The organism is Pseudomonas sp. IC_126 (assembly GCF_004331835.1).
GTDB lineage: Bacteria > Pseudomonadota > Gammaproteobacteria > Pseudomonadales > Pseudomonadaceae > Stutzerimonas.
Genome location: NZ_SJSS01000002.1, coordinates 30,819 through 54,974, shown reverse-complemented (window position 1 = coordinate 54,974; position 24,156 = coordinate 30,819). Strand labels below are relative to the sequence as shown.

Sequence of the window (24,156 nt, the reverse complement as noted above, 5' to 3'; positions counted from 1 at the left end):
CTCAGTTGTATACGATCAAATCTTGCTCGGTCTTCTTGTCCGAATAGGGGATCCCTCCAGTTGGATCGGCATAGCCCACCGCCAGCAGCATCACCGTGCGCTCGTGGTAGGCCAGGCCCAGTTTTTTCGCCAGTTGGCGTTCCTTTTCTTCCACATCCGGCCAGTTGATCGAGCAACTGGACAGACCCAGGCTTTCCAGCGCCAGCATCAGCTGCATTGCCGCCAGCGAGCCGTCGATGTAGATGACGTGGCGGTCGCGCGCTTCCGGATAGCAGCCCAGATCGCCCACCACTGCGATCACGCAGGGCAGGTTGTCGTGAAAGCCCGCGGTGCCGCCGGCGCACTGGGCGACTTTCGCGGCCTTGGTCCGGTCGTTGCTGACGTAGAAGCGAAATGGCTGACGGTTGCAGGCCGAAGGCGCGAGCGCCGCGGCTCTGACCGCTTGCTCGATCAGCTCATTGGCGACCGGCTTGTCCTGATACCAACGCACCGAGCGGCGGCGGCGGAACAGCACCATCAGTTCGTCATAACTGACCGGGCACGCCGGCAGCTGGCTATGCGGGTAGGGCACGCAACGGCTGGATTCATCGGGGCGTTGCGCGTCGGCAAAGACCTGTTTGGCCGAGTCGATGCGCGGCGTGCTGCCGACTGCAGAGAAGTAATCGCCCAGCACGTCGTTGGCCCAGCGCTGCTGGCCGTTGACCACTCCGGCCTGAGTCGCATCGGCGAAGCAGCGTACCGTCGCACCGATGTAGTCCTCGGCGAAGGTCGAGCGGCGCGGGCGCATGATCAGCCCCTTCTCCAGGCGATGCACGTTGCGCCGCAAAAAAGCATCGTTCTCGCCTTTGCTGCGCATCAATCGGGCGAATCGCAGGCGTCCCAACAGCACCGCTCGGTGCTCGCGGTCGAACTCGCGGCTGATCAGGCAGTAATAAACAGAGGACAGGAAGCCATTGGCGGAGAACAGCCGGACCAGCGCCAGGCGGGCGTTGTCTCGGGCGGCCTTGAGCGCGGTCTTGATCGGATCGGGCAGCGCCTTGGCAAGTGATTTCAAGTTCATCGACTGGCTCCTACGGCACTGAATGCATAACGGAATGGACTGAACATGGATTTGGTCATCATGTAGAACACCGGCCGGGTCTTCTTGTGCACCAGCAGCGCGGCGTAGGAGGCGACGGCATAGGAAATCAGGGTCGCCATGGCGGCACCTTCACCACCGTATTGGGGAATCAGCACCAGATTCAGGCCGATATTGGCCAGCGCGCCGAGGCTTTGGGTTATCAGCGAAAACACCAGCGCGCCCTCGATCAGGATCCAGCGGCTGAACGCCGCGCGCATGAAAATGAACACGCCACCCCAGATATGAATGGTGAGAATCGATGCGGAGCTTTGGTATTCGACACCGAACAGCAGCGCGATCAGCGGCCCGGCGATGAGCGACACCAGCACCGCAACGGCGATGGCCAGGATGAACAGCACATCTAACAATTGCTGGAAACGCAGGTTGAAACGCGCCGCATCGGCCGCATGCAGCTTGATCAACTTGGGAAAGAAGGAAGCGACGATGGCCGTCGGCAAGAAATACCAAGCCTCGGAGAGCTGCGCGGCGACCGCATAAACGCCGACCTCTTCGGCGCCGACCATCCACTTGAGCATCACCTGATCGATCTTCATGTAGATCACCGCGAAGATCGAGCCGAGGTAAATGATCCAGCCCTGACTGAGCAGCTCCTTCGCCTTGGCGAAACTGGCTTTCCAAGTCATCAGCGAGACGGTCGTCGTGCCCTTGTAAAGCATCGCCAGAATCACCGCCGCGAGCACGAACTGTGCGGTATGGGCAAAGGCAAAGGCCACCACGCCGGCACCGCCAAGGGCCAGCAACAGCTTGAGACCGGCCGACAGCAAAATCGCGGTGGATTTGGCGATCGCCGGGTACTTGGCCTGCACCTGCGATTGGAACCAGTACTCGACCACATCGAAGGTCTGAAAAAAGATCGCCGTGGAGACGATCAATAGCATCCAGAATTCGGTGCCGCCGATTTCTTCGAACAGCAGCGAGTAGATGAGGATCAGCGTGAAGCCGATGGTCATCCCGGTCAGCTTCAGCACGAAGGTGGTGCCGAGTGTTTCCGGTATTTTATCCGGCTGCTGGACCACCTCGCGCACCACCAGCCCGGCGAGGCCCATATGCCCTGCGGAGGCGAAGATGGCCGTCATCGATATCGCGTAGGAGAGGATGCCGAACTGCTCCGGTCCCAGATACCGCGCCAGCAGTATCGCCGTGAGAAAACCTACGCCGATGTGTAAAAGCCGCTCCGCCATCATCCAGGAGGCGTTGAAGAGGTAGAGCTTTAGTTTGTTGAAAAGAGTATGGATCGCTGTCATCGAATGGCCTAACTCCTCAAGGCTGCTGGCTCCGTGGTGGCAGTCATATGCCCGGTTTGTTGCGCTGGAGTGCGGCGACGCTCAGCTGACCGCAGTAACCCCCTCATGTTCCGGTGATGTGCGGAACGGAAATGTATCGAGACCGTTACCAATGTTCGGCGCTGTTGCTGCCTGGCCAATGGCTATGCCGACCGAACCCAGCATTCGCGGCATGTGCGGGCTAAAGCGCCTGGCGGGGCGTGCGGGCTTGGAAAAACAGGAATTCGCCGACCTGCGGAGCGTGCCCCGATCAGCGGTATCGTCACGAAGATGGGCTCTGGTTGATCGCGCCGCTTAATCCTGGTGGCCTTTTCATTTCAAAAGTTGAACTTTTGCCATCACGCCCGCTCTTAACCCTGCGCCGCTTGTTAGCCGCTCCATAACCCGTTTCGACGCGTCATGGATCACCTAGCACGGCTCACGGCCCGCCACGTTCGGGCCGTCGGCAACGCTGCCGCGAAGGATCTCGCAAGCGCCTGGATGGCGTAGGGAATTGCCGCTCGGAGCGGCTCAAAGGAACAGGACTCAGCGCCAAACAGAAAAGCCCCGCATCGTTTGATGCGGGGCTTTTTTGTATGTGTTGTTTGTGTTGCCCCCGGGAGCGTCAGCCAGCAATCCTGACGACATTACCGGCTATGCGTTCCGGCGGGCTTCGTAGCTGCTTCCTCTTTCAATGCCATCCTCGTGCCCGGCTTCGAAAGCCAGAACTGGCATACAGGGGCAGGCGCACCTGGTCACACTAGGGCCAACCCGGCGTAGCGTGGACGAGCGCGATCTAAGCCTTACGTCGAAAAGACCGCCGTTTCCCCGTCGTTGCTGAGCGTCGAATTGCCCAGGCCTTGGCTGCACATGACGAGCACTCTGCAGGGAGAACTCAGAAAATGGCTGACCCGGTAGATGACTCAAGCGCTGAGACGATCGCACAACGGATTTGTGGGTACGATTGGCCGCAGGCCATAGACGACTTGGATGCGCGCGGTCACACCGTCTTCAGAGGCCTGCTGTCGATGAGTGAATGCGAGTGGCTCGCCGGATTGTATGAGCGTGACGACTGTTTTCGGAGCCGAGTCGTCATGCAGCGTCACGGTTTTGGCCGTGGCGAATACAAGTATTTTGGTTACCCACTCGTGCCGTACATATCCCAACTGAGGGCGGCGCTCTATCCCCGTTTAGTGCCGATAGCCAACCGCTGGAATCACGCTTTACGTCTTTCCGTACGTTACCCACAGGATCTGTCCGATTTCCTTGCTGGGTGCCACGCTGCTGGGCAGCCGCGGCCTACGCCTCTGCTGCTGCGTTACGGCCAGGACGATTACAACTGCCTGCACCAGGACGTCTATGCGGAACACTTCTTTTCTCTGCAGGCCACGGGTCTGCTGTCTCGGCCGGGCGTTGATTTCACCGGTGGTGAGTTCGTATTGACCGAGCAACGTCCCAGGATGCAGTCGCGCGTAGAAGTCGTCCCCCTCGAACAAGGAGACGCTGTGGTGTTTGCCGTTCAACATCGCCCGGTTCCCGGGAAACGGGGCTTTTATCGGGTCAGCATGCGTCACGGGGTCAGTCGGGTCCGCTCTGGAAACCGCTACGCGACAGGGATCATCTTTCACGATGCGCCGTGAAAATCGCTACACGGCGGCGCGGGGATGCCGGGCCTGACAGGCCGGGCAATTGCGATGCACAAGCACGCCCTGGTTGGGGAAGGCCTACAAAAAAGCCAGGCGTCGCCTGACTTTCCCATACCTGAACAGGGCGCATGAACTGCGCATAGCGGTTAGCGAGCCAGCGCTGCAGCACTTGCCCGGGCGCTGTGCAGCTTCTTGTAGCTTTCAATCAAGCGCAGGTGCCTGTCGAGGCCTTCCAGTTTCATGCTGGTCGGCGTCAAGCCGAAGAAGCGAACGTTGCCGTTCACCGAGCCGATTGCAGCGTCCATCCGCTCGTTACCAAACATTCTGCGGAAGTTGACTTCGTAATCGGCCAGCTCAAGTTCGTCGTCCAGTTGTACTTCAAGCACTACATTCACGGCCTGATATAACAAACCGCGTTCGACGGTGTTGTCGTTGAACTGCAGGAAGGTTTCCACCAGCTCTTTCGCTTCATCATGTTGCTGCAGGGCAAGATAGATCAGCAGCTTCAGCTCAAGGATCGTTAGCTGGCCCCAAGCTGTGTTGTCGTCAAACTCAATACCGATCAAGGTGGTGATATCGGTGTAGTCATCCAGTTCGCTTTCGACCAATCGCTCGACCAGTGCACGCAATTCGTCATTGCCCAGGCGATGCAGATTCAGGATGTCTTCGCGAAAGAACAGCGCCTTGTTGGTGTTATCCCAGATCAAATCGTCGACCGGGTAAATCTCCGAGTAATCCGGCACCAGAATACGGCAAGCGGTTGCGCCTAACTGGTCATATACCGCCATATACACTTCCTTGCCCATGGCTTCGAGAATGCCGAACAACGTGGCGGCCTCTTCGGCGTTGGCGTTTTCTTTTTCACTGGAGCCGCCCTGGCTCGAAAAGTCCCACTCAACGAACTCGAAATCTGCCTTGGCACTGAAGAAGCGCCACGACACGACCCCGCTGGAATCAATGAAGTGTTCGACAAAGTTGTTCGGTTCCGTTAATGCGTAGCCCTCGAAGGTAGGTTTGGGCAGATCGTTCAGCCCTTCAAAACTGCGGCCTTGCAGTAACTCCGTCAGGCTGCGCTCAAGTGCTATCTCGAAACTGGGATGCGCGCCGAATGAGGCAAACACACCGCCGGTACGCGGGTTCATCAAGGTGACGCACATCACCGGAAATTCTCCGCCCAGCGACGCATCCTTCACCAGCACAGGGAAGCCTTGTTCTTCCAGGCCCCGGATACCCGCGACAATGCCGGAATATTTCGCCAGCACGTCTTGCGGCACGTCTGGGAGGGCCATTTCGCCTTCGAGGATTTGGCGCTTTACCGCACGCTCGAAGATTTCCGACAGGCATTGCACCTGTGCTTCGGCCAGCGTGTTGCCGGCGCTCATGCCGTTGCTGAGGTACAGGTTCTCAATAAGGTTGGACGGGAAATACACCACCTCGCCATCTGACTGACGTACGAAGGGCAGCGAGCAGATACCGCGCGCTTCGTTGCCGGAGTTGGTATCGATCAGATGCGACCCACGCAGCTCGCCATCGGGGTTGTAGAACGTCAGGCAGTACTCGTCGAGGATTTCTGCCGGTAGCGCATCGTTGCGGCCAGGCTTGAACCAGCGTTCATCTGGGTAATGCACGAACGGCGCGTCGGCGATCTCTTCGCCCCAGAACTGATCGTTGTAGAAGAAGTTGCAATTGAGCCGCTCGATGAATTCGCCCAATGCCGAGGCCAGGGCCGCTTCTTTCGTAGCACCCTTGCCATTGGTGAAGCACATCGGCGACTGCGCGTCACGGATATGCAGCGACCACACGTTGGGGACGATATTGCGCCAGGAGGCAATTTCAATCTTCATGCCGAGGCCCGCCAGAATGGCCGACATGTTGGCGATGGTCTGTTCTAGCGGGAGGTCCTTGCCAGCGATATAGGTGCTGGCATTGGAGTCCGTATCGAGCATCAGCAGTGCCTGAGCATCGGCATCGAGGTTTTCGACTTCTTCGATGACGAACTCAGGCCCGGTTTGCACCACCTTTTTAACGGTGCAGCGGTCTATGGAGCGCAGGATGCCTTGGCGGTCCTTGTCGGAGATATCCGCCGGCAGCTCGACTTGAATCTTGAAAATCTGGTTATAGCGATTTTCTGGGTCAACAATATTGTTCTGTGAAAGGCGGATATTGTCGGTAGGGATATCGCGCGTCTGGCAGTACAACTTCACAAAGTAAGCTGCGCACAATGCTGACGAGGCCAGGAAGTAATCGAACGGGCCGGGTGCCGAGCCATCGCCTTTGTAGCGGATCGGTTGATCAGCCACCACCGTGAAGTCATCGAACTTGGCTTCAAGTCGAAGGTTGTCGAGAAAATTAACCTTGATTTCCATGCGGGATTCCCTCAAGGGTTCTGCCAACAAATCTCGACGATGCGGAGCCTCGTCTGGAGTCTGGAGCGGACCTGTGGTTTCGGCTGCGGTAGCGAAGAGGCGCGGAGATGATTTCCGCTTAGCCGTTTATCGACGCCGTTTTGCGTACGACAGAAAAAACAAAGGCCTGCATTGCTGCAAGCCTTTGTTTTGTATGGTGCCGGCACCAAGAGTCGAACTCGGGACCTACTGATTACAAGTCAGTTGCTCTACCAGCTGAGCTATACCGGCTAAAAGATGGGCGCCATTATAGCGATTGCTTAGCGCGAGTAAACAGTTTGTTGGCGCTTGTTTGCATCGCCTATTTCAAGTGGTTGCGCTTGGTACGTCGAGCTCTGCAAGCAGCATCAGATTGCGCGGCGTGATTTCGGAAGGGCAGAAGGTGCCGAGCCGTACCTCATAGCCGTTTTCAGAGAGCAATAGAGCGCGGTCGAGCAACAGCCAGAGCTCCAGCGGTCGGCGGAACAGGCCACGCAGCAGTTCCAGGTTGCGAACTTCAGCAAGGCGCTGCCAGCCGCGGCGTTCGAGCGCGCTCCAGTCCAGGGCGGGCGGTTCGGGGAGTGCTTTCAGGGCTGCCAGGTCCCGGCAGTAACGTTCGAAGCCTTTCTTCATCCAGCTGGTCGGCAGTGACGGTGTTGGCAGGTAATCGTCCTCACCGCGCAGCTCGCGCTGGAGCAGGTCGAAGCCCAGGCGCCAGGCCATGGAATGGTCGCGCTGACGGCGTTCGCGGGCGCCGGCGGTCACCGTTTCGCTGAGTGGGAGGCCGAGATCGTCGCGCGACAAAGCGAGCGCCGTCCGTGCGGCCAGTTGTGACAGCGGCTGATAGTGGTCGGCCTGGATGCGGTTGTAGCAGCAGGGTGCGATCGCCAGCTGACGGCAATGCCGCGTGATGCTTAGGTCGATCAGGCGTACGTGCAGATCACCGCATGCATGCAGCGCCACTGGGATTACGGTCGGGCCGAGCCATGCGGCTGCGTCGTCGCTCATCACGTCCTGCTGACGATGCTGCGCGTCGATACCCAAACGCTGGCTGAGCAGGTTGCCCGCTGCGACCAGAGCCGGGTCCCATTCCAGGCAGGTCAAGGTGTCGTCGGCACTGGCAAGCCGCCGCCCGAGATGGCCTTTGCCTGCGCACCAGTCGAGCCAGTGTCGAGGCGCTTCGGCGAACGCCAATGCTGAGCCGAACGCTTGGATCTGCAGCCATTTTCGCCCGGGTACGTCAACCGATTGTCGTGAGTCGATTGGGTGATGTGGTGAATGAGGCAGTTCGTCCACGTGGCTCAGCGCAACGGCTTGCGCGGCCAGTTGCCGAAACGGGGCGGGCGCCGGCAGGTCGGCGGGGTGGTTATGCGCCGCTTCGGCTGCTTCCAGCGAACGGCCACGTAGCCAGCGCGCAAGCTCGGGATGATCTGTTTCCCACGCGAGGTGGTGCTGAGTGAACGGCCGCGGTTGCCACAAAGACTGATGCCGCAACAAGAACGCGTCGAGCTGCTCGAAGCGTTCGGCAAGTTGCGGGTAGCTGGCGGAATGAGGGGGCATGGGCGATTGGCGATGGCGGCTTTGCGCCTATGATCGCGCCTAAACCCGCTGCCGAAAAGCGAGACGCCCGTCGAAACGGGCGTCTGCGTGCTGCTATTTGCCGTAAATCTGCTCGGGCAGCCAGGTGACCAATCCGGGGAACTGATAGGCGATCACCAGTAGCAGAAGCTGGATCAGGATGAAGGGCACCACGCCTTTGTAGATGGTACTGGTGGGCACGGATTTCGGTGTCACGCCACGTAGGTAGAACAGGGCGAAGCCGAACGGCGGCGTGAGGAACGAGGTCTGCAGGTTCAGGGCGATCATCACGCCGAGCCACACTGGATCCAGACCCATGGCCAGCAGCACCGGGCCGACGATGGGCACTACCACGAAGGTGATCTCGATGAAGTCCAAGATGAAGCCCAGCAGGAATATCACCACCATGACCAGGAAGAATGCGCCGAGCACGCCGCCTGGCAGCTGTGCGAACACATCTTCGATCAGTGCTTCGCCGCCGAAGCCGCGGAACACCAGCGAGAACAGCGAAGCGCCGATCAGGATCAGAAACACCATCGCGGTGATTTCGGTGGTGCCGTAGGCGACATCGCGAAGCTGGCCGAAATTCAATTTGCCCTTGTAGAAGGCCAGAATCATCGCGCCCAGCGCGCCGAGAGCCGCGGCCTCGGTGGGCGTTGCGTAGCCCGCGAGGATCGAGCCGAGCACCGCGCTGATCAGCAGCAGCGGAGGCACCAACGCATTGATCAGCTTGCCCCACTCGATCGGGCCGAGTTCTTCCTGCGGCAGGGCCGGCAGCTTCTTCGGCTGCAGCACGGCAACGGCGATGATGTAGAGGATATACAGGCCGACCAGCAGCAGGCCGGGAAGCAACGCGCCAATGAACAGATCGCCGACCGAGACGGTCTTCGGCGAGAAAATGCCCATCTTTAGCTGCGCCTGCTGATAGGCGCTGGACATCACGTCACCCAGCAGTACCAGCACGATAGACGGTGGAATGATCTGACCCAGGGTTCCGGTGGCGGCGAGTGTGCCAGTGGAGATGGCCGGGTCGTAGCCGCGGCGCAACATGGTCGGCAGCGCCAGCAGGCCCATGGTCACAACCGTAGCGCCGACGATGCCGGTGCTGGCGGCAAGCAGCGCGCCCACCACGCAGACGGAGATTGCCAAGCCGCCACGCAGAGTGCCGAACAGCCGCGACATGGACTCGAGCAGGTCTTCGGCCACTCGGCTTTTTTCCAGCATCACGCCCATGAACACGAAGAGTGGCACGGCAAGCATGGTCTGGTTGTTCATGATGCCGAACAGGCGGTTCGGCAAAGCGCTCAGGTAGCCGGCATCGAAAGTGCCGGTGAGGATGCCAATGCCGGCAAATAGAAGCGAGACGCCACCCAGGGTGAAGGCCACTGGGTAGCCGGCCATCAATGCCACGCAAATGCTGACGAACAGCAGTATCGCCATCAACTCAGCCATGCTTCACCTCCGGCTCCGGCAGGCGTCCGGCAACGATGTAGGCAGCCTTGATGATTTCCGATATGCCTTGCAGGGCCAGGCTGACAACCAGAACCAGGATGATGCTCTTCTGTAGGAAAACGAGTTTCAGGCCGCCCGTTTCGCTGGAAGCTTCCAGCGTCGCCCAGGAATTGCCGACGTAATCCCAGCTGGCCCAGCCGAGAAACAGGCAGACGGGCAGAAGAAATAGAAGGGTGCCAAGTACTTCGACCAAGGCCTGGTAGCGGGGGCTGAATCGCTGATAGAAGATATCTACGCGAACATGGCCGTTGCGTTGCAGGACCCAGGCGGCGGCGCCCATGAAGACCAGCGCGTGGGCATAGAGAACGGCTTCTTGCAAGGCGGTTGCGCCAATACCGAAGCCATAGCGCAGCACCACTACCAAGGCTGTGCCGAGGACCAGAAACAGGGTCAGCCAGGCGCAGGCCTGACCGAAGCGGGCGTTCGCAGCGTCGATAAAGTGCGCGACACCGAGCAAGGGAGGGGCATGTTTCGACATGGCAGATCCTTTATTGTTATGGCCCAGACGGCCGGCGATTCTAGGCGTCGCCGCGACAAGGCCGCAACCAGCAGTACTACGTACGTAGTCGCTATACGTAGTCGCGGCGCTTGAGCGAAAGATAGCCATATGATAGCTAGAACCACCTGAGTACGGCATTCCGATATTCAGCATTACAACAACAAGGAGTTACCCATGAAACGTCGTCAAATTCTGGCCGCCGCGGGCGTTGGCCTGGCTGCTACAGCGCTGGCCGGCTGCAATAAAGAAGCCGAGACCGCTGCCCCATCCGAAGGCAGTGCAAGCGAAGGCACTGCAAGCACCGAGAAATTCAACTGGAAGATGGTCACCTCCTGGCCGAAGAACTTCCCGGGCGTGGGCGTCGGTGCTGAGAACTTCGCCAAGCTGGTCAATGAAATGAGCAGTGGGCGCCTGACGGTCAAGGTTTATGCCGCTGGTGAGCTGGTGCCCGCGCTGGAAGTATTCGATGCCGTCTCTCGCGGTACCGCCGAAATGGGACATGGCGCCCCCTACTACTGGAAAGGCAAGGTCCCGGCGGCGCAGTTCTTCTGCGCACTGCCGTTCGGGCCGAACGCCCAGGAAATGAACGCGTGGCTGCATTACGGCGGCGGCATGAAACTTTGGGAAGAGGTTTACAAGCCGTACGGCGTTCTGCCGATGGCTTGCGGCGCGACCGGCGTGCAGACTGCTGGCTGGTTCAACAAGGAAATCAATTCGGTCCAGGATTTCGAGGGCCTGAAGATGCGTACCCCGGGCCTAGGCGGCGAAGTGCTGACCAAGATGGGCGGCACCGTGGTCAACATGCCTGCCGGGGAGATTTTCACCGCGCTGCAGACCGGCGCCATCGACGCCACCGAGTGGATCGGCCCGTACAACGACCTGGCCCTGGGCCTGCACAAGGCATCGAAGTACTACTACACGCCGGGCTGGCAGGAGCCGAACGTGACCTTCGAGCTGGACGTCAACCTCAAGGCCTGGGAAACCCTGCCGGACGACCTCAAAGCCATCGTTCGGGCTGCGGCCCGTGCGGTCAACGGCGACATGCTCGACGACTACAACGCGAAGAACATGGAAGCGCTCGAACAACTGCGCGAGCAGGGCGTCGAAGTTCGCCGTCTGCCGGATGACGTACTGGCGCGTCTGAAGGAAGTGGCCGCCGAAGTGGTCGATGCCTCTGCCGCTGCCGACCCGGTTGCCGCCAAGGTCTGGGAACAGCAAAGCGCCTATCTCAAGCGCCTGTACGAATATGCCGAGCTGAACGAGAAGGACATCTACAACATTCGTGGCTGATGGCCGCAAGCCGTCCGAAACGAGAACGCCGCCCGATGGGCGGCGTTCTCGTTTCAACCTGCCGAATCAGCTTTCCAGTGTCGCGCTCAGGCTGATCTGCGCGTTGAGAACCTTGGATACCGGGCAGCCTTCCTTCGCCTGATTGGCGATCTGCTGAAACTGGCTTTCATTGGCGCCGGGGACTTTGGCTTTCAGCGTCAGGGCGATGGCCGTGATCGAGAAGCCTTCGCCATCCTTGTCCAGCGTGACTTCGGCGGTGGTATCGATGCGCTCGGCGGTGAGGCCGGCCTGGCCAAGCATCATCGACAACGCCATCGAGAAACAGCCGGCATGAGCCGCGCCGATCAGCTCCTCGGGATTGGTGCCGGGTGCGTCTTCGAAACGGGTGTTGAAGCCGTAGGGATTGTCCTTCAGTGCGCCGCTCTGGGTGCTAATGGCGCCTTTGCCGCTTTTCAGGTCACCTTGCCAGACGGCGGATGCAGTTTTTTTCATGGGTTCCTCCGGATGCCTAGAGTTGAACGAATGGCGATGTCGGTCGCGGTGCCGTGTCAGGCAATGCGTCCGGGCGTTCGGCTAGCCTGCTTGCTACTGCTGTTCGGCTGCGAGAATGGCGCTCGCCAGCTGCATATCACTGGCCTGCAGTTCGGGTTGCTCGCTGCGCATCTTCAGCAGCATCGCTTCCAGATAAGGGCCGCGAATGGCGCCATCGCTGGCAACGAAGCTACCGGCGTCTTCACGTGCGGCGGCGACCAGCTTGTCGTCGCGGAAGGTCATGTAGGTAGAGGCAGTGGTCGCGCCCGAAGAGAGAATCTGTCGGACGAAATCGCCGTCAGCCATTGCCGCGCCAAAGGGGACACAGCTCAAGGTGATTGCCGCCAGTATTGATTTGCGCATGATAGGTGCCTCCGCTTGATCCTCCTTTAGAGAGTGCACCGCGCTTGGCAGAGTTCCTTGCCGTGAGTTCCTTGCGGTTCATCCGCTGCGCTCGATCAGTTGGCGGACCTTGGCCCCAAGCATCTCGATACTGAAAGGCTTGGCCAGCATGTCCATGCCGGGAGCGAGAAACTCTCCACGCACCTCGGCGTTCGGGGCATAACCGGTGATAAACAGCACACGCAGATCCGGTCGATACTGGCGCGCAATCTCGGCCAGTTGCCGGCCGTTGATGCCCGGCAGACCGAAATCGCTGACCAACAGGTCGATGCGCTGATCGCTCTGCAAATGGGGCAGCGCGGTGTTGCCATCGACCGCTTCGAGCACCCGATAGCCCAGCTCCTGCAGTACCTCGACCACCAGCATGCGTACCGCGGCTTCGTCTTCCACCACCAGTATGGTTTCGTTGGTCTGCGCGCCCTGTACCGCCGCTGGCGCGCCGGTGTGTTCTGCCTGCGGCTCGGCCTGCGTTCGATTGCGCGGGAGGAACAGTGTGATCAGGGTGCCGTGACCGGGCGTACTGTCGATGCGCACATGGCCGCCGGTCTGCTTGACGAAGCCATACACCATGGACAGCCCGAGGCCGGTGCCCTGGCCGATGGGCTTGGTGGTGAAGAACGGATCGAACGCCTTGGCGACCACCTCAGCGGGCATGCCGGAGCCATTGTCGGCGACGCTCAGGGTCACGTAGTCACCTGGCTCGGGACTGTCGGGCTGAGTGTCCCTGATCTGTACGCAGCCGGTCTGGATGGTCAGCCGGCCGCCGTCGCTCATGGCATCACGGGCGTTGATCACAAGATTGAGCAGGGCGTTTTCCAGCTGGTGCGCATCGGTATAGGCCAGCCAGGGTTCCGGCTGCAGGTGCGTCTCGAACTGGATGTGTTCGGCCATGGTGCGGCGCAGCATGTCCTCCATCGACAGCACCAACTGGTTGACGTCCACCGGTTGCGGATCCAGCGATTGGCGACGGGCGAAGGCCAGTAGGCGGTGTGTCAGCGCCGCTGCGCGGTTGGCCGAGCTGGTCGCGGCGTCGACATAGCGACCCAGATCGTTCACCCGACCGCTGGCAATCCGCCGTTGGATCAGGTCGAGCCCGCCCAGCACGCCGGTCAGCATGTTGTTGAAGTCGTGCGCCAGGCCCCCGGTGAGCTGGCCGATGGCCTCCATCTTCTGTGCATGGCGCAGGGTTTCCTCGGCGCGCTCGCGTTCGCCCATCTCCAGGTGCAGCAGATGGTTGATCTCCGCCAGTTCGCGGGTGCGCTCGGCAACGCGCCGTTCGAGATTGTCGTTCAGCTCGCGCAGCGCCTCTTCGGCCGCTACCTGCGCGTTGACGTCGGTATTGGTGCCGAACCAGTGCGTGACCTGGCCGAAATCATCGCGAATGGGCACGGCGCGCGCGAGGAACCAACGGTACTGGCCATCCTTACCACGCAGCGGGAAGGTTTCCTCCCAGGTCGAGCCGATCGCCACGGCGCGTTTCATCGAGGCGCTGACACGAACGTGGTGATCGGGGTGATGTACCGAGCGCCAGCCCAGAGCACGCATGGCTTCCATGGTGGTGCCGGTGTAGTCGTACCAGCGCTTGTTGTACCAGTAGATGCGCCCGGTCGGATCGGCCATCCAGGCGAACTGGCTCATGTTGTCGGCCAGCGTACGGAACTGTTCTTCGCTGGCGCGCAGCGCGCGTTCGGCGCGCATCCGCTCGTCCGTGGTCCAGGCTCGGTCGGCCACTTCGCGTATGAACGAGATGTCTTCCTCGGCCCATTGGCGCGGGTGCTCCTGCAACAGGATCAAGGCGGCACTCAGGCGCCCTTGCTCCTGTAGCGGCACGCAGACCAGACTCTGGATACGCCGCAGCCGCAGGCTCGAAGCCTGCGCGGCGGTACGGGTGTCGTGCAGGGTGTCATTGACGACCACCAGCTCGTCGTTCTGTAGGTCGTAGATGAAGTCGCCATAGTCCGTAAAGCACATGCGTTCGCTGTAGTCGCCCAGCGCACCGTCGCTCCAGTAGCGCTCGACGGTGGCGTAGTGGCCGCCGGGGTCTACGGAAAGAAACGCTGCGCGGGTCACGTTCAGTGTCATGCCCAGTGCGCGCACGGCCGCCGTAATGATGGTGGTGCTGTCGGGCTGTCCGCGCAGCAGATCACCCAGCTCCATGAGCACCGTCTGGCGCTGCTCGGTGCTCTTGCGCTCCTGTATCTGCTCTTCGAGCAGAGCATTCATGCGCAACAGTTTCAACGCCGCGTTGCGCTCGGCGGTGATTTCCCGGGCGGTACCAAGCAGGCGAATCCTGCCGTCGGCGTCGAGCAGGCGGCGCCCACGATTGGTCAGCCAGCGGAACTGGTCGCTCGCCTCGTCGTAGACCCGGTAATCGAGATTCAGCTCACCACCGCCGATGCCTTCGAGGGCACTGCGAAAGGCGTCGAGCAGGGCGGTCCGGTCGTCGGCATGAACACGTGCGAGAAATTCGCTCACGCTCAATTCGGGCGCATCGGGAGCGACGCCAGCGAGTGCTTTGAGTTGCGCATCCCAGTGCAGCGTGTTGCGCTGATAGTCATATTCCCAGACGCCGATCGAGGCGATCTCGTTGGCCAGGCTGACCCGCTGTTCGGCCTCGAGCAGGGCGCGACGTGCCCGTGCACGCTCGGTCGCGGCACGAAGGCGCTCGGCCATCTCGCGTACGAATGAGATGTCCGCCTGGCTCCACTGCCGCGCTTGTTTATCAGCCAGCAACATGAACGCGCAATCCGGCGCCTGCGCCAGCAGCGGTGCCAATAGCAGGCTGCTATAGCCGAGACGCTCGTGCAGGGCGCCGCAGTCATCGCGGCAGTTGGCCTCGTCCAGCAAGTCTTCGAAGGGCACAATCATCCCTTGCGCCAGCCGCAGGCGCAGGGTCCGGGCGCAGCCGCCAATCGGATATCGGATCAATCGTCCCGCATCGTTGACCGATGGCCATTGCTGCACGATCACCAGATGATCGTGCTCATCGAGATGACCATAGGCCAGGCACTCGATACCGATCAGTTGAACCAGGCGTTCGGGCATCACCTCGCTCAGGTCGATGCGGTCACCCGCGTCGTGCAGGCGGTCGCTGAGCTCCAGCAGATAGGTCTGCTGCGCGTCGCCGCGGGCCCGCTCGCTGATGTCGGTAAAGGTGCATATCGCACCCTGCAATAGTTCGTCGCGGTACAGCGGCGCGACCCGATACTCGACCGGCAGGCTTTTGCCGTCCTGGCGGAAGAACAGCTCGTATTCGACATGTGCCGGTTCGCCGGTCTTGGCGGTGCGCTGGATCGGGCAATCTTCCACCGCATACGGCGAGCCGTCCGGGTGGCTGTGGTGAATCACATGATGCAGCTGGCGACCCAGTACCTGCTCTTTGCTGTCGAAGCCGAGCAGCTTGACGAACGCCTCGTTGCAGAGGGTAACGAGGCCATGGGAATCGATGGAATAGAAGCCTTCACTGGCCGAGTCCAGCAGGCTGCGGGTGAACGCCTCGCTTTCCAGCCGTTCGATCTCGGCGCGGCGGCGTTCATGGATGTCCTGCGCCACCAATACCCAATGCAGCAGGCGACCGTCATGCCCGTAAACCGGCGCGCCGCAGCCTTGGAACCAGCGTGGCTCGCCGGCGGCGTTGAGCAGTGGCACTTCGAAACTGCCGGATTTGCCGCTTTTCAATGCCCCATGCCATTGCTGCATCACCGCGTCCCGGTGGTCCGGTGCGACGGCGGCCAGCCAGCCCATGCCAGCGGACTCGCTTTCCGTCAGCCCGGTGAGTTCGCACCAGTAGCGATTGCAGAAGATCAACGAACCGCTGGCATCGCATTGCCAGATCACTTGGGGGCTGAGATCGACCAGTGCGCGGTAGCGCTCCTCGACCTCGCGAATCGATGCTTTTTCATGCAGCCGTTCGGTCAGGTCGCGCAGAATCTTGACGAAGCCCTGCAGCTGCCCCTGCTCGGTCCTGAGCTGCATCAACACGCCGGCCGCCCAGAAGTGACTGCCATCCTTGCGGCGGTGCCAGCGCTCGTCGTTTGCCGAGCCGTCCTGCACGGCCCGTTGCATCTCGCTCTCCGGCACACCGTCGGCAACATCCTCATCGGTGAATATCCGGGCGATAGCGCTGCCGATGATCTCCTGCCGCTGCCAGCCGAGAATCTGCTCGGCGCCTCGGTTCCAGCTGATGATGGTGCCCTGGGAGTCGGTGCTGAGGATCGCGTAATCCAGCGCGCTGTCGATGATCTGCCGGTTGTGCTCCTCGTGCTCGCAGCTGCGGCGCAACTCGAGCAATGCCATGACCTGCCGGGCCAATGCCTGCAGATGGCCGAGCTGGCGCTGCGACAAGGTCTGCGCCTGGTCGCCGATCACGCACAGTGCGCCGAGCAACAGGCCTTCCGGGGTCTTTAGCGGCGCGGCTGCATAGAAGGCGGATGCCTCGACCGGGCTTTCGATCACCTGCGTTTCCGCGCCGCTCATGCTGCAGGCATCAAGCGCCTGGGCAAGCGTTCGGCTGTCATCGTCAAGGTTGAGCGAGGCCTTGATCCAGAGGCGTCCCTGGTCGAGAAATATGAGGGCGGCGCTGTTGCACGTGCACAGCTCGGCCGCGAGCGTCACCAGATCATCGAACGCCGTTTCCGGTGGCGTATCGAGAATGCGGTATTGGGCCAGCGCTGTCGTTCGGTCAGCTTCGACCCGGCTGTCGACTTTATTTTCAACGTTCAAAATTTCTGCTCGGCTATCCATGGCGGCAAGACATCCCCAGCATAAGGCGTCCGAGCACCTGCATGTGGCGAGGCGTTACTGATTGTTTGCAGATATTGTCGCTGCGAAAGAGCCTTTTGTCGCAAGTAGACCTCGGTCTGCGGGCACTCTGCCAGAGCCGCCGGTCCGGTCTGGCGAATGCCTGGTTAGGGAGGTTTGATACGCGCGGCCTCATCAATCTTTCAGCAGCTTCTGGTCAGCCATCCGCAGCGAGGCGATCAGGTCTGGGTCGCGTTGATAGATGTCCGGGCGATAGTGTGGTTGTCCGGTGCTGTCCGCTTCGGCTGTCCAGTACGCCAGCAGCACTGGGGTGGGCTCGGCCAGGCGAAACTCGTGCGTCTTGCCCGTCTCCAGCAACCGGGCGAAGCGTTCGCGTTCGCCATCGACCAACAGCAGGTCGACCAGCTGCATGACCGACTCGACCCTGACGCAGCCGGAGCTGAACGCGCGCTGGGAACGGTCGAACAGGCCCTGGCTCGGCGTGTCGTGCAGATAAATCGCAAATGGATTGTCGAAGCGCACGACCAGACGTCCGAGCGGGTTGTCCGGTCCTGCGGCCTGGCGCAGCAGAATGCGGCCGGGATCGTTCCACTCGACCTGCTCAGGGTCCAGCGGGTTGCCCTCGTAGTCGAAAACTTGCAGATCCTGCTCGGCCAGATAGCCGAGGTCCTCACGGATCTTGGGCAGTTTGTCTTCGCTCAGGATGGTGGGTGGCACGGTCCAGGTCGGATTGAGGGTCAGCCGGGTGACGGTCGATTTGATCTCCGGTGTCTGCCGCGTCGCGCGGCCAACCTGGCTGCGTGTCTCCCATTGCGCGCGCCCGTCACGGAAATAGACGACGCGCCCGCCAGCGATATCGACCAACAGCGAGCGCGCCTCGATGTCGCGGGATAGCCAGCGGAATCGCTCCAGATTGATCTTCAGCTGGTCCAGTCGCTCACTCGGGGTGACGTTCAGCGCGGCCAGGGTGTCGACGCCCAATATGCCGTCGTCCTGCAAGCCGTGGCGGGCCTGGAAGGCTTTCAGCGCCTGCTCGACGGTTCGGTCGTAGCGGTTCTGGACGCTTTCCACCGCGATGGTGTCGGGAAGATGGCCGCCGGCGGCCAGACGTTGGCGCAGCAAGGGAACCCGGGCATCCGACATACCGGGACGCAAAGTCTCTCCGGCAGGGATCGGCAGTTGGCGTTGCGCGGGCTCGGCTCGCAGGCGGGCATGAGCCTTGCGCAGGTTGTGGTACTGCTCGAACGTCGGGCGCGCCTGATCGAAGGCCTGGCCGATGTTCATCAGGCCGGCATCGGCGATGTCCAACAACCGGTCATCCGCCCGCTGCGGGGCCACGGCGTCGGTGCTGCGCCAGACCGGCTCCAGACGATCCTGCGGCAGCCGCCCGTGGGACAGATGCCGCAGTGCCAGCAGGTAGGCGTGCGTCGCGAGAATGTCGCCACACTCGCGATGCAGCGGTTCGGCCGTCGCCGTATACAGGCTTCGGCGAATGGCTGCGGGATGGTAAGCAGCAGGATTCAGACCGTCGTCGACCAGCGCATCGAGTTGCGCTAGCAGCGTGTCGATCTGCTCATAGGATGTCCACAAGGCTTCGAACTGCTGTCGACTATAGAGCTCGGTCAGCTGCCGAGAAGCCGTCTGGTCGATGTCGGCAAGGGGACTGGCGCAGGCGCTGGCGAGATTTTCCAGGGCGCTCTGGATAGGTTTGACTGGATTGCTGGCAGGCTGCGCGAACGCCAATGCGGGTGCGAGGCAGAAGATGCCAACCAGACGAACTGCATGTTTTTTATACAATGCTTCACTCCCGGCAAACCCACCGACTGCTAGACTTTGCCGCTAATCCGGCTGCGGCTTTGGGAAAACCAGACCCATCCGGACCACCACAAAATGCTCTGTCAGACGAAGTGGGAGTTTTTTCGCTCCCGTCTGACCTGTTTCGCTGCCGCCTGCTCGGTGCTGCAGCGCGTATGGACGCTAGCCAAGAGGGAAATGCGGCTTTGGCGTCGGTGAGGTAATTCAATACATGATGGTTTCGTTCCGACGCCTCTGCCTCGTGGCAGGTCTGCTCCTGTCAGCTCCGCTCCTGGCGGCCAGTCCTTCCTACCAGCCGGTTGTGGATGACTTGTCACTGATAGCGCCTACGTTAAACCTCAAAGTGCTCACGCATGCCGTAGCGGCCATGCAATGCGCTGTGAATAACGGCGCCAGCCCCGCGAAGCGGCTGGCGGTGATCGATTTTTCGCTGCCGTCGTCGGAACGCCGGCTCTGGATATTCGACCTGCAGCAGCGGCGGTTGTTGCTTGAAGATTTCGTCGCCCACGGAATGAAGTCTGGCGAAAACCTCGCCACGCGCTTCTCCAACGTGCTTGGCAGCCATCAGTCGAGCATCGGCCTGTTCCGCACCGCCGAGAGCTACAGCGGCAAGCATGGCTATTCACTGCGTATGGATGGGCTCGAACCCGGCGTGAACGACCTGGCCCGCGAACGAGCGATCGTCATCCACCCGGCTGATTACGTGAACCCGGCCTGGATCGCCACTCAAGGCCGCATCGGCCGCAGCCAGGGCTGCCCGGCGGTGCGCCCGGAAGTGGCGCGCATGGTGGTCGATAGCCTCAAGGGCGGGCAGTTCATGTTTTCCTGGTATCCGGATCAGGATTGGCTGCAGACCTCGGCCTATCTCAATTGCGAGCCTTCGCGCGTTGCGGGGATATTGGCGGCGCGGCAGGGGTGACTCAGCGGCAAGGCTCGTAGGGTCGAACTTGTTCGACTTTCGCAAACTCGGCCGAATGAATTCGGCCCTACGGCGACAGCGCGCCGCGAACGAAGCGTCAGCAGTTCGCCTGCGGCTCTATTTCTGCTCACTCTGCGGTGTTACCCGCAACACCTCTTCCAACGTAGTCAGCCCCGCTGCGATCTTCTGCGCGCCGGACAGGCGCAGGCTGTGCATGCCGTCCTTGAACGCCTGGCGACGCAAGGCGATGAGGTCGGTGTCGGCGGTGATCAGCGGCTTGATCGTATCGTTGAGCAGCATGATTTCGTACACGCCTGCGCGGCCGCGATAGCCCGTATCCCGACACTCAATGCAGCCCACGGCTTGCTGTGCATGGCTCGGCAGCGGGGCGTTCCAGGGTTTGGTCAGGGCCTGCCAGTCATCGGCATCCAGTTGAACCGGCGTCTTGCAGTGCGGGCAGAGTGTGCGCACCAAGCGCTGGGCCATCACGCCAAGCAAGGTGGCGCGCAGCAAATAATGCGGCACGCCCAGTTCCAGCAGGCGAGTAATGGCGCTGGGCGCATCGTTGGTGTGCAGGGTAGAAAGCACCAGGTGGCCGGTCAGTGCAGCCTGGATCGCCATCTCGGCAGTTTCCAGGTCGCGGATCTCGCCGACCATGATGATGTCCGGGTCCTGGCGCATCAGCGCGCGCACGCCGCTGGCAAAGGTCAGGTCGATGTTGTGCTGCACCTGCATCTGGTTGAAGGCGCCCTCGATCATCTCGACCGGGTCTTCGATGGTGCAGACGTTCACCTCGGGCGTGGCCAGTTGCTTGAGCGTGGTGTACAGCGTAGTGGTCTTGCCCGAGCCGGTGGGGCCGGTGACCAGGATGATGCCGTTGGGCTGGCCGGTCATGCTCTGCCAGCGGCGCAGGTCCTCTGCGGAAAAGCCCAGCTGGTCGAAGCCCTTGAGCAACACTTCCGGATCGAAGATCCGCATCACCATTTTCTCGCCAAAAGCGGTCGGCAAGGTCGACAGGCGTAGCTCCACTTCGCCGCCATCCGGCGTCTTGGTTTTTACCCGTCCGTCTTGCGGCTTGCGTTTTTCGGCGACGTTCATCCGCCCCAGCGACTTCAGTCGGCTGACCACCGCCATGGTCACCTGGGGCGGGAATTGATAGACGTTGTGCAGTACGCCATCGATGCGAAAACGCACGGTGCCCTGTTCGCGGCGTGGTTCGATGTGGATGTCGCTGGCGCGTTGATCGAAGGCGTACTGGAACAGCCAGTCGACAATATTGACGATGTGCGAGTCGTTGGCGTCCGGCTCCTGGTCGCTGGCGCCGAGGTTGAGCAGCTGCTCGAAGTTACCGGTGCCGCTGACCTTCTGGTCCGTGGCGGTGGCGCCGCTGACCGATTTGGCCAGCCGGTAGAACTCCACGGTAAAGCGCTGCAGCTCCAACGGGTTGGCCACCACGCGCTTGATCGGGCGCTTGAGCACGTGGGTCAGGTTGGCTTCCCAGCTCTTCACGAAGGGCTGGGCGCTGGCGATGGTCACCGCCGAGCTGTCCACCGCCACGGCGAGGATCTTGTGGCGCTGGGCGAAGGCGTAGGACATCAGTGGCGTGATGGCCGCGACATTGATTTTCAGCGGGTCGATGCGCAGATAGGGCTGCCCGGCTTGTTCGGCGAGCCAGAAGGTCAGGGTTTCCAGATCGAGCTTCTTACCGGGTCGTGCCAGATCGTCGAGTTGCTGCTCGGCGAGAAACTCCAGCGGATGTTGCTGTGCTGTCGTGCTGCGCCGCAGGGTCAGGCATTGTTCGGCCGTGTCCTGCAAAAGCCGGCCCTGCGCCACCAGGTCTCGCAACAGATCGTTGAGGTCGAGCAGGCGATCGGCGGTGGAAGGGGCGAAGGCGGACATGGGGACTCCTGGATGTATAAGCTGCTTGAAGCCTGATGCTGAAAGCTTGAAGTTAAAAGCCGAAGCTTGGCAGCGCTCCGGCACCGCACGCACCTTTGGATTTAGCTCCAGCTTCCAGCAGCTTACTTCGTCAGCGCCTTTCAGGCCTTGAGCGTCGGCACAGTACGCGTCTGCTCGACACGGGTATCGAACAGTCTTGTAGGTGAGCCGGCGGCGTTCCACTTCAGCCCACCATAAATCGGCTTGACGGGTAACAGGCCAGGCGAGGCGTAATAACGGCGGTGAGTACGAATAAGCGGTGGGCTAAAGCCCACCCTACGCGTGACTTGCAGCTTGCGAAGGTTACTTCGTCAGCGCCTTCCAAGCCTTGAGCGTCCACACAGTACGCGCCTGTTCGACGCGGGCATCGAGCAGTTCGTCGCTCAGCGGCTGTTGTGCCAGTTCGTAGAGCTTGGCCAGTTCGCCATAGAGACGGTCGGTTTCCGGTACTTCCAACGTCGTGCGTGCCAGGCGCAGCCAAACCAGCAGCCGCTCCATGCGTGGGCGTTGTTCGGCGAGGTCTTCAGGCTGCTGCTGATAGCGCAACAGCTGCAATGCCTCGGCTTCTTCACCCAACAGGCGCGGCAACCAATTGCCCAGTCCGGCTGCACCTTGGCGATTGCCACGGTTGTTGCGCTCAGCGGTCCAGCCACGTTGCAGCAGCCATAGCGAGGCCTTCAGCGAGAACAGGCCCCAGCGTGGCTGATCGAGTTCGGCAGCGAATTCGTCCGGCGCTGCCTGGCGGATCGATTCGTCGTCCTGCCCGGCTTCGAGGCGTGGACGCCAGTCTTGGATCAGCGCATCGAGCCGTTCGCGCAGCTCGCGGCTACTGGCGCGCGGAGCGGCCTGGCCGAGGCTGCCGAGCAGGGCGCGCAAGTCGACCAGTTGCTGCAGCCATTGGCTGAGCAGTTTCCAATGACCGTTGAAGCGGTACTGCTCGGCTAGGCGCTGGCTATTGCCCAGCAGATGCCAGGCCAGCGCGGCAAAGGCATCGTCCAGCGGCATGAGTGTATCGAGTATCGGCGCCGGCAGATTCAGCGCATAGCTGTCGGCGTCATGCAGGCGATAGCCACGCTCGGCCTTGCTGATGTCGCAGGGCATCAGCGGCAGGTCGGCCGCCAGTTCGGTGGCCAGCTCCAGCAGCGCTTCGGGCTCGCCCTGGCGCAGTTCCAGTTCCAGCTCGCAGATGTCCTCGCTCTGCTTGCCGACCACGACCTTGCCCAGGTCCAGCGCCGCTTCGATCACGACTTTGGCCTTGCCACGGCCCCAGGCAATTTCGGCCTTCTCGCGGACGAAGTCGGTGGTGAAGATCGGCTTGAGGGTTTTCTTGTCCAGCTCGGCGAGGGCTGCCGGCCAGCAGTCGTCAGTGAGTTTCTTCGGGTCCAGCTTGGCCTTGTCGAGGTGCCAGTCCCACTCGTTGCGCTCGGACAGGCCGGCCACGCTCTGGCCACGGCTCTTGAGCGTCTGGATGAACTGCTCGCCATCGCGCCGCAGACGTAACGCAACTTTCGCCTGAGCAAGTTCGCGCTCGGGCGTGTCGTAATACTGATTGAACAGTTCGTGGCGTTGCCAGCCGCTCTTGTTGCGCTTTTTCAGCAGCGGGTGGTCGCGTAGTGCCGCGAGGGTTTCGCGACTGGCGCGCAGTTTGATTTCGGTTTCTTTCTGCATGATGCCCAGGTGATGCCTATGTTTGAGTGTGACTGATATCACGCGGTGGCGGTGTTTCAAGCTCATCCGTATACTTGCCGCCTTCTGAAGCCGGGGTATTCCCTATGCCAATCAATCCATTCGTCAGCCTGTTCGGACGCTCGCCCATCGGCCCGATGCAGCAGCACATGGCCAAGTCCCACGAATGTGCCGCCAACCTGGTACCCCTGTTTCAGGCGATCACGGCAGAAGACTGGGAGCGGGTCGAGCAGATCCAGCAAGAGATGGCGCGCCTGGAAAACGAGGCCGATAAGCTCAAGAAGAGCGTTCGCCAGCATCTGCCCAAGAGCCTGTTTCTGCCGGTACCGCGCTCCGATCTGCTGGAGCTGCTGAGTGTACAGGACAAGATCGCCAACCGCGCCAAGGACATCGCCGGCCTGATGCTGGGCCGCTGCATGACCGTCCCCGTGGCGCTGCAGCCGCTGATGCTGGCCTTCGTCCAGCGCAGCGTCGATGCCAGCTGCCAGGCGCTGAAGGCGCTCAAAGAACTGGATTCGCTGCTCGAGACCGGCTTCAGCGGCCGTGAGGCCACGCTGGTCGAGAAGATGGTCGAGGAAGTTGAGGAAATCGAGCGTGAAACCGACCGTATGCAGATCACGGTTCGCCGTGAGCTGTTCAAGCTGGAAAAGGAATTGCCACCAGTAGACGTCATGTTCCTCTACAAAATCATCGAATGGATCGGTGACGTGGCCGACCGTGCCGAGCGCGTCGGTAACCGTCTGGAACAATTGCTGGCGCGTTGAGCGCCAGTTTCCTTTCTGGGTTCAACAG

General features: G+C 61.3%; 16 protein-coding genes and 1 tRNA gene. 4 read left to right on the top strand and 13 right to left on the bottom strand.

All coding sequences use genetic code 11. The features are described from left to right. Position 1 precedes the first annotated feature (1 nt). Both E0D86_RS05710 and E0D86_RS05705 read right to left on the bottom strand, forming a co-directional pair. Positions 2-1,060, bottom strand: a complete 1,059-nt coding sequence (locus E0D86_RS05710; protein ID WP_131649038.1) for a nitroreductase family protein — start codon at positions 1,058-1,060, stop codon at positions 2-4. Further along, positions 1,057-2,385, bottom strand: a complete 1,329-nt coding sequence (locus E0D86_RS05705) for a flippase (RefSeq protein WP_131649037.1) — start codon at positions 2,383-2,385, stop codon at positions 1,057-1,059. Before E0D86_RS05705 ends, E0D86_RS05710 begins: the two co-directional genes overlap by 4 nt. Before the next feature lie 920 nt (positions 2,386-3,305). Here E0D86_RS05705 and E0D86_RS05700 point away from each other — a divergent pair. Next, the gene (locus tag E0D86_RS05700; RefSeq protein WP_131649036.1) at positions 3,306-4,043 is read left to right on the top strand and encodes a 2OG-Fe(II) oxygenase; all 738 of its coding nucleotides are present in this window, start codon (positions 3,306-3,308) and stop codon (positions 4,041-4,043) included. A gap of 152 nt (positions 4,044-4,195) precedes the next feature. Here E0D86_RS05700 and E0D86_RS05695 read toward each other — a convergent pair whose 3' ends face one another. The 5 genes from E0D86_RS05695 to E0D86_RS05675 form a co-directional block, all read right to left on the bottom strand. Continuing rightward, positions 4,196-6,415, bottom strand: a complete 2,220-nt coding sequence (locus E0D86_RS05695; protein WP_131649035.1) for an OsmC domain/YcaO domain-containing protein — start codon at positions 6,413-6,415, stop codon at positions 4,196-4,198. A gap of 194 nt (positions 6,416-6,609) precedes the next feature. Then, positions 6,610-6,685, bottom strand: a tRNA-Thr gene (locus E0D86_RS05690). A gap of 75 nt (positions 6,686-6,760) precedes the next feature. Then, the gene (locus E0D86_RS05685; RefSeq protein WP_131649034.1) at positions 6,761-7,993 is read right to left on the bottom strand and encodes a methyltransferase; all 1,233 of its coding nucleotides are present in this window, start codon (positions 7,991-7,993) and stop codon (positions 6,761-6,763) included. A 93-nt stretch (positions 7,994-8,086) separates the two neighbouring features. Continuing rightward, positions 8,087-9,463, bottom strand: a complete 1,377-nt coding sequence (locus tag E0D86_RS05680) for a TRAP transporter large permease subunit (protein ID WP_131649033.1) — start codon at positions 9,461-9,463, stop codon at positions 8,087-8,089. After that, positions 9,456-10,001 carry a TRAP transporter small permease subunit gene (locus E0D86_RS05675; RefSeq protein WP_131649032.1) on the bottom strand — a complete coding sequence of 182 codons (546 nt, stop codon included), beginning with the start codon at positions 9,999-10,001 and terminating at the stop codon, positions 9,456-9,458. The genes E0D86_RS05680 and E0D86_RS05675 overlap by 8 nt, the downstream gene beginning before the upstream one ends. 195 nt (positions 10,002-10,196) lie before the next feature. Here E0D86_RS05675 and E0D86_RS05670 point away from each other — a divergent pair, with 195 nt between their 5' ends. Beyond that, positions 10,197-11,312, top strand: a complete 1,116-nt coding sequence (locus E0D86_RS05670; RefSeq protein WP_131649031.1) for a TRAP transporter substrate-binding protein — start codon at positions 10,197-10,199, stop codon at positions 11,310-11,312. 66 nt (positions 11,313-11,378) lie between these two features. On the opposite strand, the gene E0D86_RS05665 is transcribed toward E0D86_RS05670, so the two are convergent. From E0D86_RS05665 to E0D86_RS05650, 4 genes are all read right to left on the bottom strand, one after another. Then, positions 11,379-11,804 carry an OsmC family protein gene (locus E0D86_RS05665; RefSeq protein WP_131649030.1) on the bottom strand — a complete coding sequence of 142 codons (426 nt, stop codon included), beginning with the start codon at positions 11,802-11,804 and terminating at the stop codon, positions 11,379-11,381. Positions 11,805-11,897: 93 nt separating this feature from the next. Next, positions 11,898-12,206: a DUF2388 domain-containing protein gene (locus E0D86_RS05660; RefSeq protein ID WP_131649029.1), complete on the bottom strand. Its 309-nt coding sequence runs from the start codon at positions 12,204-12,206 to the stop codon at positions 11,898-11,900. A 78-nt stretch (positions 12,207-12,284) separates the two neighbouring features. Then, positions 12,285-16,988: a PAS domain S-box protein gene (locus tag E0D86_RS05655; RefSeq protein ID WP_131649028.1), complete on the bottom strand. Its 4,704-nt coding sequence runs from the start codon at positions 16,986-16,988 to the stop codon at positions 12,285-12,287. Between the two features lie 192 nt (positions 16,989-17,180). Continuing rightward, a complete protein-coding gene (locus E0D86_RS05650; protein ID WP_131649027.1) occupies positions 17,181-18,803 on the bottom strand; it encodes a murein L,D-transpeptidase in 1,623 nt (540 codons plus the stop codon). 229 nt (positions 18,804-19,032) lie between these two features. Here E0D86_RS05650 and E0D86_RS05645 point away from each other — a divergent pair, with 229 nt between their 5' ends. Beyond that, entirely contained in the window at positions 19,033-19,740 is a 708-nt protein-coding gene (locus E0D86_RS05645; RefSeq protein WP_131649026.1) for a murein L,D-transpeptidase catalytic domain family protein, read from the top strand. A gap of 117 nt (positions 19,741-19,857) precedes the next feature. Here the strand turns inward: E0D86_RS05645 and E0D86_RS05640 are convergent, their stop codons facing one another. After that, complete coding sequence (locus E0D86_RS05640) at positions 19,858-21,639, bottom strand: GspE/PulE family protein (RefSeq protein ID WP_131649025.1); 1,782 nt, start codon at positions 21,637-21,639, stop codon at positions 19,858-19,860. A gap of 342 nt (positions 21,640-21,981) precedes the next feature. Beyond that, positions 21,982-23,346 (bottom strand): inorganic triphosphatase, encoded by a 1,365-nt coding sequence (locus E0D86_RS05635; protein WP_131649024.1) that lies wholly within the window; start codon positions 23,344-23,346, stop codon positions 21,982-21,984. 104 nt (positions 23,347-23,450) lie between these two features. Between E0D86_RS05635 and E0D86_RS05630 the strand changes: the two genes are divergently transcribed. Next, positions 23,451-24,128: a TIGR00153 family protein gene (locus E0D86_RS05630; RefSeq protein ID WP_131649023.1), complete on the top strand. Its 678-nt coding sequence runs from the start codon at positions 23,451-23,453 to the stop codon at positions 24,126-24,128. Positions 24,129-24,156 lie beyond the last annotated feature (28 nt).

Excerpts from the sequence above, each read along its gene's own strand:
- E0D86_RS05675 (WP_131649032.1), bottom strand. The coding sequence starts at position 10,001 with ATGTCGAAACATGCCCCTCCCTTGCTCGGTGTCGCGCACTTTATCGAC.
- E0D86_RS05705 (WP_131649037.1), bottom strand. The coding sequence starts at position 2,385 with ATGACAGCGATCCATACTCTTTTCAACAAACTAAAGCTCTACCTCTTC.
- E0D86_RS05695 (WP_131649035.1), bottom strand. The coding sequence starts at position 6,415 with ATGGAAATCAAGGTTAATTTTCTCGACAACCTTCGACTTGAAGCCAAG.
- E0D86_RS05685 (WP_131649034.1), bottom strand. The coding sequence starts at position 7,993 with ATGCCCCCTCATTCCGCCAGCTACCCGCAACTTGCCGAACGCTTCGAG.
- E0D86_RS05670 (WP_131649031.1), top strand. The coding sequence starts at position 10,197 with ATGAAACGTCGTCAAATTCTGGCCGCCGCGGGCGTTGGCCTGGCTGCT.
- E0D86_RS05710 (WP_131649038.1), bottom strand. The coding sequence starts at position 1,060 with ATGAACTTGAAATCACTTGCCAAGGCGCTGCCCGATCCGATCAAGACC.
- E0D86_RS05655 (WP_131649028.1), bottom strand. The coding sequence starts at position 16,988 with ATGGATAGCCGAGCAGAAATTTTGAACGTTGAAAATAAAGTCGACAGC.
- E0D86_RS05665 (WP_131649030.1), bottom strand. The coding sequence starts at position 11,804 with ATGAAAAAAACTGCATCCGCCGTCTGGCAAGGTGACCTGAAAAGCGGC.
- E0D86_RS05700 (WP_131649036.1), top strand. The coding sequence starts at position 3,306 with ATGGCTGACCCGGTAGATGACTCAAGCGCTGAGACGATCGCACAACGG.
- E0D86_RS05630 (WP_131649023.1), top strand. The coding sequence starts at position 23,451 with ATGCCAATCAATCCATTCGTCAGCCTGTTCGGACGCTCGCCCATCGGC.
- E0D86_RS05645 (WP_131649026.1), top strand. The coding sequence starts at position 19,033 with ATGATGGTTTCGTTCCGACGCCTCTGCCTCGTGGCAGGTCTGCTCCTG.
- E0D86_RS05635 (WP_131649024.1), bottom strand. The coding sequence starts at position 23,346 with ATGCAGAAAGAAACCGAAATCAAACTGCGCGCCAGTCGCGAAACCCTC.
- E0D86_RS05660 (WP_131649029.1), bottom strand. The coding sequence starts at position 12,206 with ATGCGCAAATCAATACTGGCGGCAATCACCTTGAGCTGTGTCCCCTTT.
- E0D86_RS05640 (WP_131649025.1), bottom strand. The coding sequence starts at position 21,639 with ATGTCCGCCTTCGCCCCTTCCACCGCCGATCGCCTGCTCGACCTCAAC.
- E0D86_RS05680 (WP_131649033.1), bottom strand. The coding sequence starts at position 9,463 with ATGGCTGAGTTGATGGCGATACTGCTGTTCGTCAGCATTTGCGTGGCA.